This is a genomic window from Olleya sp. Ti.3.14 (genome assembly GCF_038154885.1).
Lineage (GTDB): Bacteria > Bacteroidota > Bacteroidia > Flavobacteriales > Flavobacteriaceae > Olleya.
In genome coordinates this window covers 842,405-859,096 of sequence record NZ_JBAKAO010000001.1, presented here as the reverse complement: position 1 = coordinate 859,096, position 16,692 = coordinate 842,405, and the positions used below count along the sequence as shown (strand labels likewise).

General features: G+C 31.1%; 17 protein-coding genes. 5 read left to right on the top strand and 12 right to left on the bottom strand.

The features are described from left to right. Position 1 precedes the first annotated feature (1 nt). From V6251_RS04085 to V6251_RS04075, 3 genes are all read right to left on the bottom strand, one after another. Positions 2-3,343 (bottom strand): T9SS type B sorting domain-containing protein, encoded by a 3,342-nt coding sequence (locus V6251_RS04085; protein WP_341587132.1) that lies wholly within the window; start codon positions 3,341-3,343, stop codon positions 2-4. Positions 3,344-3,425: 82 nt separating this feature from the next. Next, the gene (locus V6251_RS04080; protein WP_292949665.1) at positions 3,426-4,250 is read right to left on the bottom strand and encodes an ABC transporter permease; all 825 of its coding nucleotides are present in this window, start codon (positions 4,248-4,250) and stop codon (positions 3,426-3,428) included. A gap of 19 nt (positions 4,251-4,269) precedes the next feature. Then, the gene (locus V6251_RS04075; RefSeq protein ID WP_292949662.1) at positions 4,270-5,178 is read right to left on the bottom strand and encodes an ABC transporter ATP-binding protein; all 909 of its coding nucleotides are present in this window, start codon (positions 5,176-5,178) and stop codon (positions 4,270-4,272) included. 83 nt (positions 5,179-5,261) lie between these two features. On the opposite strand from V6251_RS04075, the gene V6251_RS04070 reads away from it, so the two are divergent. Continuing rightward, positions 5,262-6,335, top strand: a complete 1,074-nt coding sequence (locus V6251_RS04070; protein ID WP_341587131.1) for a hypothetical protein — start codon at positions 5,262-5,264, stop codon at positions 6,333-6,335. Here the strand turns inward: V6251_RS04070 and V6251_RS04065 are convergent. Genes V6251_RS04065 through V6251_RS04045 form a run of 5 tightly spaced genes read right to left on the bottom strand, consistent with a single transcriptional unit; the run spans position 6,332 to position 10,365 of the window. Further along, on the bottom strand, positions 6,332-6,850 hold the full coding sequence (locus V6251_RS04065; RefSeq protein ID WP_145002413.1) for an IS1096 element passenger TnpR family protein: 519 nt from the start codon (positions 6,848-6,850) through the stop codon (positions 6,332-6,334). The genes V6251_RS04070 and V6251_RS04065 overlap by 4 nt on opposite strands. 39 nt (positions 6,851-6,889) lie before the next feature. Continuing rightward, positions 6,890-7,906 carry a COX15/CtaA family protein gene (locus V6251_RS04060; RefSeq protein WP_341587130.1) on the bottom strand — a complete coding sequence of 339 codons (1,017 nt, stop codon included), beginning with the start codon at positions 7,904-7,906 and terminating at the stop codon, positions 6,890-6,892. A 17-nt stretch (positions 7,907-7,923) separates the two neighbouring features. Further along, positions 7,924-8,376 carry a GNAT family N-acetyltransferase gene (locus V6251_RS04055; protein WP_341587129.1) on the bottom strand — a complete coding sequence of 151 codons (453 nt, stop codon included), beginning with the start codon at positions 8,374-8,376 and terminating at the stop codon, positions 7,924-7,926. Positions 8,377-8,381: 5 nt separating this feature from the next. Then, a complete protein-coding gene (locus V6251_RS04050) occupies positions 8,382-9,797 on the bottom strand; it encodes a CCA tRNA nucleotidyltransferase (protein ID WP_341587128.1) in 1,416 nt (471 codons plus the stop codon). A gap of 7 nt (positions 9,798-9,804) precedes the next feature. Beyond that, positions 9,805-10,365, bottom strand: coding sequence for an L-threonylcarbamoyladenylate synthase (locus tag V6251_RS04045; protein WP_341587127.1), 561 nt, complete (start codon positions 10,363-10,365; stop codon positions 9,805-9,807). A 66-nt stretch (positions 10,366-10,431) separates the two neighbouring features. On the opposite strand from V6251_RS04045, the gene V6251_RS04040 reads away from it, so the two are divergent. Then, positions 10,432-11,439: a UDP-glycosyltransferase gene (locus tag V6251_RS04040; RefSeq protein WP_341587126.1), complete on the top strand. Its 1,008-nt coding sequence runs from the start codon at positions 10,432-10,434 to the stop codon at positions 11,437-11,439. Here V6251_RS04040 and V6251_RS04035 read toward each other — a convergent pair. Beyond that, on the bottom strand, positions 11,434-12,393 hold the full coding sequence (locus V6251_RS04035) for a hypothetical protein (RefSeq protein WP_341587125.1): 960 nt from the start codon (positions 12,391-12,393) through the stop codon (positions 11,434-11,436). The two genes, V6251_RS04040 and V6251_RS04035, sit on opposite strands and share 6 nt — an antisense overlap. Before the next feature lie 97 nt (positions 12,394-12,490). On the opposite strand from V6251_RS04035, the gene V6251_RS04030 reads away from it, so the two are divergent. Together V6251_RS04030 and V6251_RS04025 are read left to right on the top strand one after the other, a co-directional pair. Further along, a complete protein-coding gene (locus tag V6251_RS04030; protein WP_341587124.1) occupies positions 12,491-13,390 on the top strand; it encodes a hypothetical protein in 900 nt (299 codons plus the stop codon). 1 nt (position 13,391) lies between these two features. After that, on the top strand, positions 13,392-14,189 hold the full coding sequence (locus tag V6251_RS04025) for a glycosyltransferase family 2 protein (RefSeq protein WP_341587123.1): 798 nt from the start codon (positions 13,392-13,394) through the stop codon (positions 14,187-14,189). Here V6251_RS04025 and V6251_RS04020 read toward each other — a convergent pair. Continuing rightward, complete coding sequence (locus V6251_RS04020; RefSeq protein WP_341587122.1) at positions 14,186-14,932, bottom strand: glycosyltransferase family 2 protein; 747 nt, start codon at positions 14,930-14,932, stop codon at positions 14,186-14,188. The two genes, V6251_RS04025 and V6251_RS04020, sit on opposite strands and share 4 nt — an antisense overlap. An 80-nt stretch (positions 14,933-15,012) precedes the next feature. Between V6251_RS04020 and V6251_RS04015 the strand changes: the two genes are divergently transcribed. Next, complete coding sequence (locus V6251_RS04015; protein ID WP_341587121.1) at positions 15,013-15,732, top strand: polysaccharide deacetylase family protein; 720 nt, start codon at positions 15,013-15,015, stop codon at positions 15,730-15,732. Here the strand turns inward: V6251_RS04015 and V6251_RS04010 are convergent. Continuing rightward, positions 15,729-15,950 (bottom strand): hypothetical protein, encoded by a 222-nt coding sequence (locus tag V6251_RS04010; protein WP_145002395.1) that lies wholly within the window; start codon positions 15,948-15,950, stop codon positions 15,729-15,731. The genes V6251_RS04015 and V6251_RS04010 overlap by 4 nt on opposite strands. Further along, complete coding sequence (locus tag V6251_RS04005) at positions 15,950-16,687, bottom strand: glycosyltransferase family 2 protein (protein ID WP_341587120.1); 738 nt, start codon at positions 16,685-16,687, stop codon at positions 15,950-15,952. Before V6251_RS04005 ends, V6251_RS04010 begins: the two co-directional genes overlap by 1 nt. Positions 16,688-16,692: the final 5 nt, after the last annotated feature.

Sequence of the window (16,692 nt, the reverse complement as noted above, 5' to 3'; positions counted from 1 at the left end):
TTTATCTTTTTAAAGTAAAATGACTTTTATAAAGTCTACCATCTTGTAGTTTTACTGTAAACCAATAATCATTTGTTGGTACAGGTAGTCCGTTAAACGTACCATCCCATCCTTTACTTGTAGGTATAAACTCTGTTAACAATTGACCATATCTATTAAAAATTTGAATTAACGAGTTTGGTTGAAACTGAGACGACACACCATATACTTGCCAATAATCATTTTTTCCATCGTTATTTGGTGTAAAAAACAACGGAAATCCAACTACAGAAAATAATTGATTTACAGTACCGCAATTGTTTTTTGTATCCTTGACATTTACGGTATAAATACCTGGTTTTACGTTATTAAAGATATTACTTTCTTGATAACCAGATGATAAATTTTCTGCGTTTATTATTTCATAAAGGTAATTACCTTCTCCTGACGCTAAAATTGTTATAATATTATTGTTTAAAGTGCCATCAATTACTTCAATATTATCAATAGTAGCGATGTTAGATGCTTCTACAATAATAGTTTTAGTTTTAGAACAGCCATCAACTGTAGTAGCAGTTACAGTATAAGTTCCAATTGTATTTATGTCTATTGTGGCAGTTGTTTCGCCAGTAGACCAATCATAATAATAGTTATTATTTGTTGGTGTTGATGCACTTAATTGTATTGTTTCAGGAAATTCATTTAAACAATATAAGATGGTTTGATCATCGGATAGTTGAGGTAATGGTTTAATTGTCAAAAATACTTGGTTTATACCGTAACAGGCATTATTGTTTTCTGCTCTAGCATAAATTGTTTGAGTATAAGGCGTCGTGTTATTGTATGTAGATGGTAATGCATTTGTTTCTAATAAAGCATCACCATAAGTTTCGTAAAAATTTATGGTTATTCCAGTAGGTAGAAGCGTTAGCATGTCTGCCGAAAAATCATTCAAATTAAAGGTGTTTATACCATCTTCAGATCCTAATTCATCACACACTATAGGTGCATTATAATCCGAAATTTGTGTTACGCTAACTTCTAAAACAACTTCAGAAATTGCTTTGCAACTTGAAGTAGTATTAGTGACAACAGCATAAATTGTTTGCGGATTGGAAGCATTATTATAGGCTTCAGCATTTAAAGGATTAGTTTCTGTTTCCGCATTGGTCATACTGCTATAAAAAGTGGTACTTGTATTAGTTGCGTTATTTGTAATATCAGGAATGGCTTGATTTAAGTTGAAAGTTGTAAAGCCATCCGGAACACCATCCTCATCACATTGAAACAAGATCTGGTTATTAGCCTCTGGTACAGGGTTTATATTAATAACAAAACTTGAAGTAGCATAACAGTTGGTATTATTACTGTTTTCTAATCTAACATATATTGTTTCGCTAAAAGGTGTTGTGTTATAATAATTTGTTGGTAATGGATTAGTATTATCATCTGCATCTAACTGCGTGTTATGATAAGAAATATCATATACAGCAGGACTTAAGGAATTGTAGACTTGAGCGTTATAAAAAGATAAGTCTACGGTTGCTTGTCCATTTGTGTCATCTCCATCAGTAATATCATCGCAGACAGCCAAATCTACTAGTGTAGCTATGGTAGGCGTATTATAGACTTCTAAATTAAAACTAGTCGTGTCAAAACAATTAGGGTTATTAATATTATAAACCCTAGCAAAAATGGTTTCAATAGGATTAGAGTTAGTGTATGGACTTTCTAATTGGTTTTCGTCTAAATCTGCAGCCATTTGAGATAAATAATAGTGCACACTATATTGCATTGGATCTTGACCATTTAATATACTGGCATCCTGCAATTGCAAATCAAATGTTGAGGTTGCATCATTATTATCGTCGCAAATAATTAAGTCGCTTGGTTGTGTTGCTACAGGTATATCGTAATAACTTACTATGGCTTGACCTTCTTTAATCTCGCAGTCACTAGTGCTTGGATCTATAACGACTTCATAATTACCTGCTTCATCAATAAATAACTCATATGGTATAGTTGGAGTTGGGATAGCGACTTCGTCTTTAGTCCAAGTATAAATTGCTCCTGGAATAGCTTCGGCAATTAAAGTATATGTATCTCCAGTACATAAAGGTAATATGACGGTGTTTTGGTCATCTGTTGGAATAATGTCTATTTTTTCTGAAAAATAAGAGGTTATAAAAGGAGGAAGTCCTTGTCTAGAGGATCGACCCATTAAATCAATTACAGCATGTTGATAGTCTGCTGATTGACCAAGATTGTTAGGGTTGTTAATAACGCTTAAAAACGGAGTCCCTTGGTTGTATGTCGCACTTAATGATCGGTAAATTCTACCATTTGGTCCAAGTTGTAAAGCGCTTCTGTACATTACTCTTTGGTCTAATACTTCTTCTGTTTCACTAATATTAGTGGCAGTTAAATCATATTGTAATAAAGCACCATATTGTGCACTTGGATTATCAAAATTAGAACCACTAGTTTCGTAATAAGTGGTGACGTATAATATTTGATTGTTGGGAGAAAACTCGACACCATAAGGGTTTTGTGGTTTTCCGCTAGGCGAAATATTAGTTGCTATAGTAATTGAGTTACTAATAATACCAGTTGCAGGATCAAAGTCTAGTAAGCGTAGTCCATCACTAATATTAGCCATAGCAATTTTTGTTCCGTCAGGTGAAAATTTTAAATACCCTCGTCTTTGGTTTACAGTATATGGTAATGTGGAAATTACAGGTGTGGTATTAATGCCTGTTGCGCTGACTTCAAAAGCATAAAAGGTGTTATTGTTAGTATCTGTCGCACCTGAATTTGATAAAGCATCAGTACTTCCAAAAGCTACAACCCAAATATTTTGTGATTCGCAATCTTTTAAAACAGCACTTAGTTTTTCGCTAGCTTTATGTAATAAAAATTGATTTTTAGCAGTAACATCACCAAAGCCACTATTTAGTGAAATATCAACAATGGAGTAATTAAAACCATTGTCAGGAGTTCCTTCAAAAGTAGTGTCTTGGGTAAAGATATAGTAAATATTTGGGTCACCAGGTTTAGGGACAATTATAGCAGATTGTGTACTGGATTGATTACCAAATAAACCAGTTCCATTAGGCATAATATTATGCTGTCTGTCATATACATTTTCTCCGTTTGTATAAAATAATAAATTACCTATGCTATCAGAGATACTTGTACAACCTTCCTCAGTAGATAATTGTCCATCTGTTAAAGCACTAACTTCATTGGTTGAAGTGTCAAATGTAATGCCTGCATTATTTCCAAAATACCAGTTGGCAGCTTCGTTTTGAGCGGATAATGTAACTGCACATAGTACAGCAAAAATTAATAATATCTTTTTCATTTCTTTTTTCTAGCTAATGCTAGTAAAGATATTATAATTTTATCTTAAATATAAATGTCTGACGTTAAAAAGGTTTTATCAATTATAGGTCTCTTTTTTGCAATAGTTTATATGAGCAGTAGATAAAAATTGTAGTCCAAACCGCAACAATACCTATCTCTTGCCAATGTACTGCAAAGTCATAGACTAGATCTACTTTTTCTGGAGACTTCATGGCTACAATACGTCTAAAAGGTTCGTCAATTAATTTCCACATAGATTTTAATGGAAAATAATTATGAATTTTTGTTGCTATATCATCATCATAGTTTTTTAATATAATACCATATATTATCCATTCTACAATAAATAGTATAAACAAAAAGGCTAGAGCAAAAGCAGATCTTTTTATTAATACTGCAGCAAACAGACACAAACTAAAAAAGCCAATTAGTTTGACAAAATAGGCTAGTAAAAAAATACTTTCGCTAAACATATAGTATGCTTCACTATCGCTGTTATAATACAATCCAATTGCTAAGGTTAGTATACCAACAAGTAGTGTGGATATTAATGAAAAAAATAGCAGTGCGTAAAACTTAGATAGGATAAATTCTTTTTTACTTAGACCATCAATTAAATTTTGTTTTATGGTTTTGTTACTATATTCATTACCTATCATGCTTACTACAACTATAGCAAAAAACAGCTTAAATAGTGCAGCAAAAAATGTGGTGATATGCCAGATATACGGAAAATCAAAAATTCCAACGCTACCTAAATCTATGGTAAAAAGCCCAAAGAAATTAATTTTGAACGAGGATAGTAATATGATAAAAAAGGGTAATATAAATGAAAAGAAAATTAAGATTTTGCTAATCCTATTTTCTAAAAGTTTTTGTAATTCTATTTGTAAAAGTCGTAACATGATTGGTTGTTTTGATTGATTAGTTTTGGTCCTCTAAATTGTCAGTAAGTTGAAGGAATTGTTCTTCTAAACTTTCTTTTCTAAGTACTAAGTGTGACAAGGCTATTCCGTTATCAATTAATTCTTTATTAAAAGCCGATGCTGACATTGGCGCATCTAAAAAGGCAGTAATTAGATCATCTGTTACTTTGGTGTTTTTTATATTTGGATGGCTATTTAAATAGGTTACAAGGTGTTCTGGATTATCACATTTTAGTTCAAAAAAGCCTTCGCTAGATATCATTTGGTCGACAGGTCCTTCGTATAATTTATGACCTTTTCTAAGTACAACTACATGAGAGCAAACTTTTTCTACTTCATCTAATAAATGTGATGCTAATAATATGGTTGTGCCTTGACTTGCAATATCTTTTATAATAGCTCTAATTTGATGTATTCCTTGAGGGTCTAATCCGTTTGTTGGTTCGTCTAAAATTAATATTTCAGGATCGTTTAATAGTGCAGATGCTATAGCTAGACGCTGTTTCATCCCTAACGAGAAGGTTTTAAATTTACTCTCTTTTCTATCTAATAAACCAACTAGTTCAAGTTTTTCGTCAATTTTGTCCTCACTAATCTCCTTAATTTTACAAACTAACTTTAAGTTTTTGTAAGCAGACATGTATGGATAAAAGTTTGGACGCTCAATAATAGCACCTACTTTTTTTAAAGCATTATGCGTGGATGTTTGTCCGTCAAACCAACTAAAGCTTCCGCTGGTTTTATTAACTACATTTAAAGTGATACCCAAAGTAGTTGATTTACCACTACCATTAGGTCCTAAAATGCCATAGACATTTCCTTTTTTAATGGTAAAGGATAAATTGTTTACAGCGGTTAAATTGCCATATTTTTTAGTTAGATTACTAATGGTTAAAATTGTTTCCAAGAGGTGTGGTTTTTTGATTGGTTTAAAAGTAAGACGATTGATTGGTAAAAATGTTACAATTTAAAAATTAGTTATAAATTTGAATGACAGAAAAACTTATGAAGGATTTAAAAATTTCGAAGAAAAAACCATCCTACCCAATTAATGATAGATTGAGTAGTTATTTGTCTGATTATAACCGAAACTCTAAAATTACAATACTGTATGATGACCTTTTGCGTTTTCAAGGTTCTGTAACCGTTTATGATAAAGATGATAAAGATACGTTGTGGATACGTGTTTACTTTAGTGAATTTGATAGAGTAGAAATTGATTTAAGCCTGAAAAAAGTATACAGTAGATTACATTCTGATGGTAACGAAACTAGTAATGCCTTTTTAAATATTGATGCTATTGATTATTGTACTTTTGGAAACTCTAAACCTTTTAGAATAAAAATCCGAAATGTTTTAAATGACAACTACACCTATTTTTATGTCAAAAAAGCAGATGCTTCTCGTATCTATGGTCTAGAATTAGAGCATATGTTATCTCCATATCAATTAAATTTTATGGTACATGGTAATACTTTAATTGAAGAGCATATTGCAGGAATCCCTGGAGATGTATTTATTGAAACTATGTTGGATGACTGTTCTGAATCTGAAAAATCCCAGATAGCAAAAGAGTTTGTTAAGTTTAACGAGCGTTGTATGATCAGGCTACTTGGTGATATGCGCTCTTACAATTACGTAGTTGTGCCAACCCATGACTTTGATCATGTGGTGTTTAAAATTAGAGCTATAGATTTTGACCAACAATGTTATGAAGGTAAGTTTAAGGTATACAGACCTCAGTTTTTTAAAGAAAATCTGCGCTTGGTAGAGTTGGTCGTTAGTAAGTTTAAAAAGGAGTCTATCGATCAATATAAAATTGAAGAACGCAGTATCGTAGCTAAGCGTATGATTAGTTATAACGATCGATTGGAGCGATTACTAGATTGTATGACACACGATGTTATATCTAATGAAGAAAACATAGCGCTATTAAAAACCAAAATCCATGAATATACCATGGATTTAGAGTTTAAAAAAAGTGAAAATATGGGTGGAATTTTAAGAAATGCTCTGGAGTTTGTAAAACGTAACTATGAAGACGTTAATACAAAAGATTTTTAATTCCAGTTTTCTTCAAAGTCCAAATTATCGTAATCATCGATGTTAAAATCGTCATCAAATTCATCATAATCATCATCATTGCTTTCTGCTTCAAATATTTTGTCAGGAGCTTCAGTAGGCACTTGACCTTGTACATACATTAGGTTTGGATAATCAACACCTTCTGCAACTTCAACAATTTCAGCTAATTCAACAAAAAAGGTCCACATATTCATAAAGTCATAGACGTAAATCAATTTAGTTTGTGCTTCATGGACAGTGTCAGATAGGTTAGTTTCATTCATTAATCTAACATCATTTATTCCGTCACTCATGTCAAAAAGGCTAATTTCCTCGCCTTGATTCCATTCGTCGTCACTTAAGTAAAACGAAGCGACTTCATTACCATCAAAGCCAAAACATTGCGTAATAACATTATGTAGGTCTTCTAAAGTATCGCTTTCGCGAATTTCAAAATCTCTAAAAATATCTTCTTCTGTATCGTTGTCTAGTATTACTCTAAATCTGTAAATCATAATAATAAAATAAGGGTGTAAAGATACTGCTTTTAGGTGTTATTTACTAAAGCGATGTAACGTAAATGTCATTGCGCTAAGTAATAAAAAGGCACCTACTTGATGTGCAACACCTAACCAAACCGGAACTTGTAATATTAAAGTAAAAACACCTAATATAAATTGAAAAAATACTAGGTACAATAATAGGTTTAAGGCTTTGCGTTGGTAGTTGGTTTCGATATGTTTTTTTCCTTTAAAATAAATTAATAAAATAAACACAACAACAATATAAGCTAAAGTCCTATGTACAAATTGCACACCGCTTTTACCTTCTGTTAAGTTAGCAAATAAACTATCACGCTCAATATATACGCTTTCATGGATAAATTTTCCTTCGCTCATCATTGGCCAATGGTTATGTACCCAACCTGCATCTAATCCTGCTACAAATGCACCATAAATAATTTGAATTAATAGGACTAATGTACCAACTTTTACCAGTCTGTTAAATCCAGTGTTTACAATTTTATTGTAAGGAAACATTAAGTCTAATGCGACCCAAAAAGTAGCAGAAAAGGTTATAAAAGCAGTAGTTAGGTGCATGGCTAACCTATAATGGCTAACATCAGGTCTATCCACTAAGCCACTTTTAACCATGTACCATCCTAAAAAGCCTTGTAATGCACCTAGACACATTAACCCAATGGACTTTTTAATGGTAGGTTTGGTAAGTTGTTTGGTGACTAAAAAGTATAAAAACGGTAAGAAAAACACCAATCCTATAAAACGTCCAATAACACGATGGATCCACTCCCAAAAGTAAATATCCTTAAATTCCTCAATAGTAAAATGTGTGTTTAGTTTTTGGTACTCTGGATATTGTTTGTATAAATCAAAAGCTTCTTGCCACTCTACATCATTCATTGGCGGAATGGTGCCTGAAATAAGTTTGTAATTTGAAATGGATAATCCAGAATGCGTTAGTCGTGTAATACCACCAACAATAACCATAATAAAAATTAATACACATCCTGTTAACAACCAATAGATGACTTTTTTGTTATCTTTTTTCATTGCCTTTTTCTTTTTTTTTACAATTCTTTTTTAAAACATAAGCTTTCGCTTACACCTTGATATTGTCCGTAATTTTCGGTGATTTGATAATTACATTTTTTATATAAATTAATCGCTTCTATTTGTCTAATTCCTGTTTCTAAAATGCTAAATGTAAAACCTGATATTTTAGCCCAATGCTCTAATGCTTGCAGTATTTGTGATGCAACTCCTTGTCCTCTGGCTGCTTCTGTTGTAAACATACGTTTTATTTCGACTGTATTTTTACTAAATTTTTTAAAGGCACCACAGCCAACAGGTGTACTGTCTTTATAAGCAATTATAACGTTGTTAATGTTTTGCAATCCATTATACTGGTTGTAAAACGCGTGGTCATCACCATCTGTGATTTTTAAAAAATCATCTAATTGTTTGACAAGACTTTTAAAGTCGGTATTATCAGAATTGGTTTTACGTAATTCTAACATCATCCAAATTAATCAGCAGTTAAGCCTAATTGTTCTCCTTTTTTAAGCATTAGATTAAAAGCAGCTTCATGTTGGTTAGGAATATCTCCTTCCAGAATAGCTTCTTTAATTGCTTCTTTTATTATACCAATTTCTTTTGAAGGTTTAAGATTAAAGGTTTTCATGATTTCCTCACCTGAAACAGGCGGTTGAAAGTTTCGGACATGATCCTTTTCTTCAACTTCAATAATTTTTTCTCTAACAATCTTAAAATTGTTGTGATATTTTTGAAAGCGTTTAGGATTTTTTGTGGTGATATCAGCCTCGCAAAGCGTCATTAAATCATCTACAAAATCTCCTGCATCAAAGACTAAACGTCTAACTGCCGAGTCTGTTACAATGTCCTGTGCTAAAACTATTGGTCTAGAACTCATAAATACCATTTTTTGAACAAATTTCATTTTGTCATTTAATGGCATTTTTAAACGCTTAAATAAATGATATACCATTTTAGAGCCTTCAAACTCATGACCATGAAAGGTCCAACCCACTTTTTTACTAAAACGTTTGGTTGGTGCTTTACCAATGTCGTGTAGTAATGCTGCCCAACGTAGCCAAACGTCATCTGTATTTTTAGCAATGTTGTCAACAACTTCTAACGAGTGGTAAAAGTTGTCTTTGTGTGTTTGTCCTTCGACCTCGTCTATACCTTTTAAATTGGTAAGTTCTGGCAATATGTGACTTAAAAGTTTTGTTTTTTCTAAAAGTAAAAATCCTTTAGAAGGGACTGGACTTTCTAGTATTTTATTAAGTTCAACAATTATACGCTCTTTTGTAATTATGTCTAAGCGTTGATTGTTTTTTGTAATAGCATTTAGCGATTCGTCTTCTATTATAAAATCTAGTTGCGTTGCAAATCTAATAGCACGCATCATGCGTAATGGATCGTCACTATAGGTAATGTCAGGATTTAGAGGTGTTTTTATAATCTTGTTTTCTAAATCTTGTATGCCATTAAAAGGGTCCAATAAATCACCAAAATTGGATTGTGATAAGCTTAAAGCTAAAGCATTTATGGTGAAATCACGACGGTTTTGGTCGTCTTGTAATGTTCCGTTTTCTACGACAGGATTACGACTATCTTCGTTGTAAGATTCTTTTCGTGCACCTACAAACTCGATTTCGATATCCTTATAACGCAACATAGCAGTACCATAAGTTTTAAAAACTTGTACTTTAGGCTTGTTGGGTAATAATTTTGCAACAGCCCTAGCTAGTTCAATTCCGCTACCAACTGCTACAATGTCAATATCTTTGGCATCACCTCTTTGTAATAAGTAGTCTCTAACAAAACCACCAATAACATAGCTGTCTAAATTTAGGTTTTTAGAAGCTTCAGAAATAATTTTAAATATCGGGTTTTGTAAGGCGTCTTTGTAATTCATTGTAAATTTACTCACGAATAATTTTCACCTCTCCTTTATTAGATAATTTGATAATGGTAGAGGGTTTTGCGTTTTTATTTTCGCTTTGCAAATTTACGACATAATCCACACCTTTTAAAATAGCATCGCTAATTTCTTCAAAGGATTTTGGTGTTGGTTGGCCTGATATATTTGCAGAGGTAGAAACTATTGGTCTGCCTAAGTATTTTATTAGTTTTTCGCAAAATTTGTGTTTAACAATTCGGATGGCTAATGTATTATCTTCTGCTACTAAGTTTTCAGCAACTCCTGCTGGAGCGTCATAAATAACTGTGGTTGGTTGGTCAGCAATATCCAAAATAGTATACGCCATATTTGGGACATTGTCAACATGTCTTTCTAGCATACTATAGTTATTAACTAAACAAATTAGTGCTTTACTGTCTTGGCGTTGTTTTAGTTTGTAAATTTTTTGTACTGCGTTAGCATTAGTTGCATCACAGCCAATTCCCCAAACGGTATCTGTTGGGTACAATATAATGCCACCTTGTTTTAAGACGGTTATTGCCTTTTCTATTTCGTCTCTCATTCTTTTTTTATTACAAAAATAAAGGTAATTGTAGTATAAAATGTACTTTTATACTTTTAAAATATTATGCAAGACTTTAAAACAATTTTAGTAGCCAATAATCATTTAGAAGGTATTGGTGGTACAGAAACTTTTACGTTTACGTTAATAGAAGCTTTATTAAAAAAACATTATGTTGTTGAGTATTTTACGTTTAAAAAAGGAGAAGCTTCCAATAAAATTGAAAAAAATCTTGGCGTTAACTTTATGTCCAAAAGTAAGTATGATTTAATCTTAGCAAATCATAATACTTGTGTAAATTATTTAAGTAGAAAAGGAATAATCATTCAAACTTGTCATGGTATTTTTCCAAAGTTAGAGCAGCCTAATAAGCATGCAGATGGACATGTTGGAATTTCTGAAGAGGTTATTAATCATCTAACAAACAAAGGGTTTGAGGCTAGGTTAATAGTCAATGGGATTAATTGTGACCGTTTTAATATAGCGCAACCTATCAATCAAAACCTGACTAATGTTTTAAGTTTAAGCCAATCAAGTGTTGCTAATTTAAAGATTGAAGCAGCATGTAAACAATTAAATTTGAATTTCAAAAAATTTAATAAATATGTAAATCCTATTTGGAATATAGAGAAGGATATTAATCAAGCCGATTTAATTGTAGGTCTAGGCAGATCTGCTTATGACGCTATGGCTTGTGGTAGAACCGTCTTAGTATATGACGAAAGAGAATACACAAAAAGCTATGCAGATGGGTATTTAAAACCTGATATGGTAGATTTATGTGTTAAAAACAACTGTTCTGGACGCTATTTTAAAAAACAATTTGAAGTTGAAGATTTGGTCTTAGAATTAAAAAAATATAACTCCAACGATGGTCAAAAACTTAGAGATATTGCTTTAGAAAACTTTAATATTAATTATCAAGTAGATAAATATTTAATGTATGCTCAGTCTTTAAATAAAAAGTCTAATGGTTTTAGTTTACTACTAGCTTTTATGTTTCAAGACATAAAAATAAAAAGCAGACAATTTAGGCATTTTAGAAAGCAATTATTTAAAACCAAAAAATCATAGCTTAAACACTTGTTTTACCCAGTTTTCTAATGTGTATTTGTAATAAATGTCTTCTGGTATTGGATTATAGTCAGTTTTAAAAAACGACTGCTCGATCTTTACATCCTGATCTATAACAACAATATTATTTGCATCGTAAAAATCATAATTTTTACAATTTTTATTATTGGTAATAACCTTTTTTTGAATTGCCATAGCTTCAAAAAACCTAAAACTTAAACCAGTTTGATCATCTCTAATTAAGTCAATAATTATATTTCCGGTTTGGTAAAATTTAATTAATTGGTCTTGTGATAATGCACTTTCAGTAAAATCAATTATATGTTTATATTGTTCTTTTAAAAGATTTAAAGCTTTGTTTTTTCCAACAATAATACATTTAAAACTAATATTTTCAGTTTCTAAAAAACTTAAGATAGAAATTAATTTTGGAAGCCTATCGTCAAAAGAGCCTAGGTATACAACATCGTAATCGGTTGTTGTTGAAGTTTTTAACTTTGGTAGATAATTATAGTTAGAAATAGGTTTAAAACCATAATTAACAATATCGTTTTTGTCAAACGAAAAAATAGTATCAAACAATCCATTTAATAAATGCTCCATTGGGTTTCTGGCAACACTATCGTATAAGTAAGCAATATATCTATTAGTTTGTTTTTTTATAGCTTTATGGTGTTTAAGGTCAATAACTTCAGGGTTAATAACAAGTATTTGATCTTGTTTCCCCATAGTTTCTAAACATTCCAGGATATAATCTTGACGTTTAATTTTTTTTAAATTTTTACCTAAAAAAACTTTACTAAGGGTATTTATAATTTTATCCTTTACGTTTTTATGCTTGTAGTTTCCTATTTTAATATGCTTGGCTTCATGACCTAAATTATTTAATGTATTGGCAATATGGTAATCGTAATTCCAATGGTCAAAACTAACAATACAAATTTTTTGAGGCATAAATCAATTATCTATTTTGGGTAAAAATAAATAAAACCAATAGATTGACTCACTTAAGTTTTAATATTTATTAGTTTTGTTTAACTAATTATTTATAATGAAAAATATTGTTGTTGGCTTTTTGATGTCTTACGACTACGAGAAATTAAAACTGTCTATTCCTCCAGTTTATGAAAAAGCAGATAAAATTTATTTAGCTTTAGACCATAAACAACGTACCTGGAAAGGCGAACCTTTTGAGGTGGATTCTAGTTTTTTTGATTGGCTTACTAATTTTGATAAAGATCAAAAAATTGAAATTTATAAAGACAATTTTTTTGTACCTGAGCTAAATGCAATACAAAACGATACCAGAGAACGTCACATGTTGTCCATTAAAATGGGTATTGGTAATTGGTTAGTGCAAGTTGACAGTGACGAGATTTTTATTGACTTCTCTCAGTTTGTTAAAACATTACGTCAACACGATCATTTTTTGGATAATCCTAAGAAAAATCCAGTTCAAATAGCAGGTTTTTTAATTAATATTTATAAGTATTTAGAAGACGGAATGCTTTACGTGGATGAGCCTACAAAAGTAATGTTGGCGACTAATTACCCCAATTATAAATACGCCAGAAATAGTAAAGAGCGTGTAATATATACAAATAATGTATTGCTACACGAGTGTTTATCTAGAGACGAAGCGTCTTTAAAATTTAAACTTGATAATTGGGGACATTCTCACGAGCTTAACGATCAGTTTTTTCCAAAATGGCAAAAAGCAGATAAAAACAATTACAAAGAATTAAAAAACCTGTTTTATTTAGATCCAGAAATATGGAAAAGCTTAGGGTATTTTCCAACACATGATTTAAATCAAATTAAAAATTTAGTAGAAAAAGACGAAGCTTTGGCTCCTTCTAAAGCCTTTTTACGCAAAAAAAACTTTGGACAATGGTTTAAGTTTTTAAAAGTTTTTAATAAAAGTAAAATCGAATTCGAATCTTATTTTTAGTATGAAGCATTTAAAAACAACCTTATTAATAGCTACTTATAATTGGCCAGAAGCATTAGATTTAGTTTTACAAAGCGTACTAAATCAAAGTCAGTTACCTGATGAAGTTATTATTGCAGATGATGGGTCAACTAATGATACTAAAGCTTTGATTGATAGTTTTAAATCAAAATTTGAAATTCCTTTGATTCATATTTGGCAAAAAGATGAAGGATTTAAAAAAGCCCATATTTTAAACAAAGCAATAGCAAAAGCATCAGGAGATTATATAATACAGGTAGATGGAGACTGTATCATGCATCCGCATTTTATTAAAGATCATTTACAGTTTGTTCAAAAAAACACCTATTTATTTGGTTCTAGAGTTAATATCCAAAAAGATTATTTAGATACTTTGTTTAAGACTAAACAAACCACTTTTTCAGCTTTTTCTAAAGGAATTAAAAAACGTACTCGCGCTTTACACATACCAATATTAAGTAAATTGTATAAACCAAATGCTGAGTTTTCAAGTAAATTTAGAGGTTGTAATACGTCTTATTTTAAAAAAGATTTTATTGCTGTTAATGGTTATAATGAAGATATAACTGGTTGGGGAAGAGAGGACTCTGAGTTAGTGTTAAGAATGCATAATAATGGTTTGCAAGCTAGACGTTTACGTTATAGAGGTATTGTGTTTCATATTTATCACAACGAAAAATCTAGAGATAGATTTGAAATTAATGATACTATTGAGCAAAAAACTATTAACCAAAGTATTAAATGGGCTAAAAACGGAGTAGATAAGTATTTACTTTAATCTATATTACGATACATGGTCCATAATTGGATATAGCGTTTAAACACTGAAAACGCATGGACATAACAAATAATAAACCCTTCTTTACCATCTAAAAATCCAAACCTTAAAAAGTATTGGTGCATAAACCTGTACCAAGGTCTAAATAAAAAATGATACAAATTTGGGCGTACATTTTTTTTAAATAAAGCTTCAGCTTGTAATTTACTGTACTGCGTTAATTTTTGATTATAATTATCAAAATCTTTATACGTTTGGTGCTTAACATGGTGTTTTAATTTACCAATGGTAGCAGTAGTTTGTATAGCTTCATGGACTAATTTACCGTTATACTTACAATAATTTTTGTTAAATAAACGTACTGCAATATCTGTTTGAAAGCCACTATATTTAATACGTTTACCCATAAAATGGTAATCACGCTTTACGCGGAAAGCTTTAGCTGTTGGGTTAGACCTAACGGTAGCGACAAGCTCTGTAGCTAATGATTCAGGCACTTCTTCATCCAAATCAAAAAAGGTTACCCAATCGTGTTTAGCTAAACTAATAGCGTAGTTTTTTTGAGAAGAAAAATCGTCAAAAACGCGCTTGACAAATGTGACTTTTGGATGCTTGGCTAATGCTTCGGTATGGTCAGTACTAAAGGAGTCTACGATAATAATTTCATCTGCAAAAGACATACTATTAATATAGCGTTCTATATTATGTGCTTCGTTAAATGTTATTGCTAGAGCAGTTATCATGCAAGAGAAAATCAGATTTTTGCCAAATATAACCATTAGGCTTTATATATTTGTGTGCAGAGTATTCAAATTAAAACAACGTGCCAAAATTACCCATTTTAATGTATCATAGTGTAACCTTTAAATCTCATGAGAGTAAAGGGTTAACTATTGACGTCAAAATTTTAGAAACACAATTATTGTATCTAAAAGCAAACGGTTACACGACGTTGCATTTCAAAGATTTACAACAATTTAATTCTGCTAAGGATTTTCCAGAAAAAGCAGTAATAATCACTTTTGATGATGTATATGTTAACCAGTTGGAGTTAGCCTATCCATTATTTGTAAAACACAATTTAAAGGCTTGTTTTTATATACCTTTTAAATATGTAAATGGTGTTAATACTTGGGATGAAGGAGAAGAGCCTATCATGTCTGTCCAACAATTACAAAGTTTAAATAGTGATATTATAGAATTAGGCTTGCATAGTTTTGCTCACCAACGCTATGATTTGTTATCTATTGATGCTGTCCAAAAGGATTTTGATTTGTGTAAAGATTTTATAGTCAATAACAATCTTGAAATTAATAATACCTTAGCCTATCCTTACGGGAAATATCCTAAAACAGGCGAGGAGCAGCATGCTTTTTTTAAATGTTTAAAGGATAATAATATTGCTTATGGTTTACGTATTGGGAACAGAGTTAATAAGTTTCCGTTTAAAAACCATTACGAAATTCAGCGTTTAGATATTAAAGGAGATGACAGCATGAAAGTTTTTCAGCGAAAGCTTAAAAAAGGAAAAAACTGGTTTTAGATTAAGTTAAAAAAAGGAAGCGATATACTACCAAAAATTATTAATATTAAACCTCCAACCTTAAAAGTTGTTTGATATTTAGTGTACCAATGGTGTTGTGTTTGAGGCTTGTTTTTAAATAATTTTATAATTTTAAATCCAATAAAAACAAAAGAGGTTCCAATTGCTATTTGTGTTAATGCTATTATTAAGTATATAAATTTTAGTTGTTCTAACATTACCTAATCCCTTTTTGAAGTAACATTAACTTGACATACCTAGAAAATACACCATAAGCATTAACGCTAGCAACGGTCAAACCAGGAATACCATCCATAAATCCACGTCGTAATATATAACTACTAAAAAAACGATAAAAGGGTTTAAACGCTAAATGAAAATAAGTCGCTTTTTTTCCTTTTTTAAGCATTTGCTCTGCCTGAAACCACGCATAGCTATCTTTTTTACTAATGTAATGTAGTAATCCTTTATAGGTAAAATGAAGCACAGGATTTTTTAATTGACCAATGGTACCATCGATAATCAATTTTTCGTGTACCAAACCTTCAAATTTACAGTTATTACGTTTTACTAATCGTGTCACATTATCACTATGATGGTATAAAAAACGATTCATGTAATAATGCGGAAAGTTTAACTTGTAGCCAGCATGTTTGTTACTTTTAATGGCTTTAAAAATTTCTTGTTGCAAGGCATAAGGTATACGCTCATCAGCATCTACAAACAAAATCCATTCGCCTTTTGCAAATTGTAAAGCGTGATTTTTTTGATTAGAAAAATTGTCAAATGCACGCAAATAGACCTCGCAACCCATTTGTTTTGCTATTTGTACAGTATTATCAGTACTGTTGGAGTCCACAACAATAACTTGCGAAGCAAAGTCCACAGATTGGATCGCTTGCGCAATGTAAGCTTCCTCGTTATAAGTTGGTATAATTACTGTAATAGCATCCATATAAA

Coding starts and splice junctions, on each gene's coding strand:
- V6251_RS04070 (WP_341587131.1), top strand. CDS start 5,262: ATGACAGAAAAACTTATGAAGGATTTAAAAATTTCGAAGAAAAAACCA.
- V6251_RS04005 (WP_341587120.1), bottom strand. CDS start 16,687: ATGGATGCTATTACAGTAATTATACCAACTTATAACGAGGAAGCTTAC.
- V6251_RS04045 (WP_341587127.1), bottom strand. CDS start 10,365: ATGAGAGACGAAATAGAAAAGGCAATAACCGTCTTAAAACAAGGTGGC.
- V6251_RS04055 (WP_341587129.1), bottom strand. CDS start 8,376: ATGATGTTAGAATTACGTAAAACCAATTCTGATAATACCGACTTTAAA.
- V6251_RS04040 (WP_341587126.1), top strand. CDS start 10,432: ATGCAAGACTTTAAAACAATTTTAGTAGCCAATAATCATTTAGAAGGT.
- V6251_RS04080 (WP_292949665.1), bottom strand. CDS start 4,250: ATGTTACGACTTTTACAAATAGAATTACAAAAACTTTTAGAAAATAGG.
- V6251_RS04085 (WP_341587132.1), bottom strand. CDS start 3,343: ATGAAAAAGATATTATTAATTTTTGCTGTACTATGTGCAGTTACATTA.
- V6251_RS04065 (WP_145002413.1), bottom strand. CDS start 6,850: ATGATTTACAGATTTAGAGTAATACTAGACAACGATACAGAAGAAGAT.
- V6251_RS04025 (WP_341587123.1), top strand. CDS start 13,392: ATGAAGCATTTAAAAACAACCTTATTAATAGCTACTTATAATTGGCCA.
- V6251_RS04030 (WP_341587124.1), top strand. CDS start 12,491: ATGAAAAATATTGTTGTTGGCTTTTTGATGTCTTACGACTACGAGAAA.
- V6251_RS04020 (WP_341587122.1), bottom strand. CDS start 14,932: ATGATAACTGCTCTAGCAATAACATTTAACGAAGCACATAATATAGAA.
- V6251_RS04060 (WP_341587130.1), bottom strand. CDS start 7,906: ATGAAAAAAGATAACAAAAAAGTCATCTATTGGTTGTTAACAGGATGT.
- V6251_RS04035 (WP_341587125.1), bottom strand. CDS start 12,393: ATGCCTCAAAAAATTTGTATTGTTAGTTTTGACCATTGGAATTACGAT.
- V6251_RS04010 (WP_145002395.1), bottom strand. CDS start 15,950: ATGTTAGAACAACTAAAATTTATATACTTAATAATAGCATTAACACAA.
- V6251_RS04050 (WP_341587128.1), bottom strand. CDS start 9,797: ATGAATTACAAAGACGCCTTACAAAACCCGATATTTAAAATTATTTCT.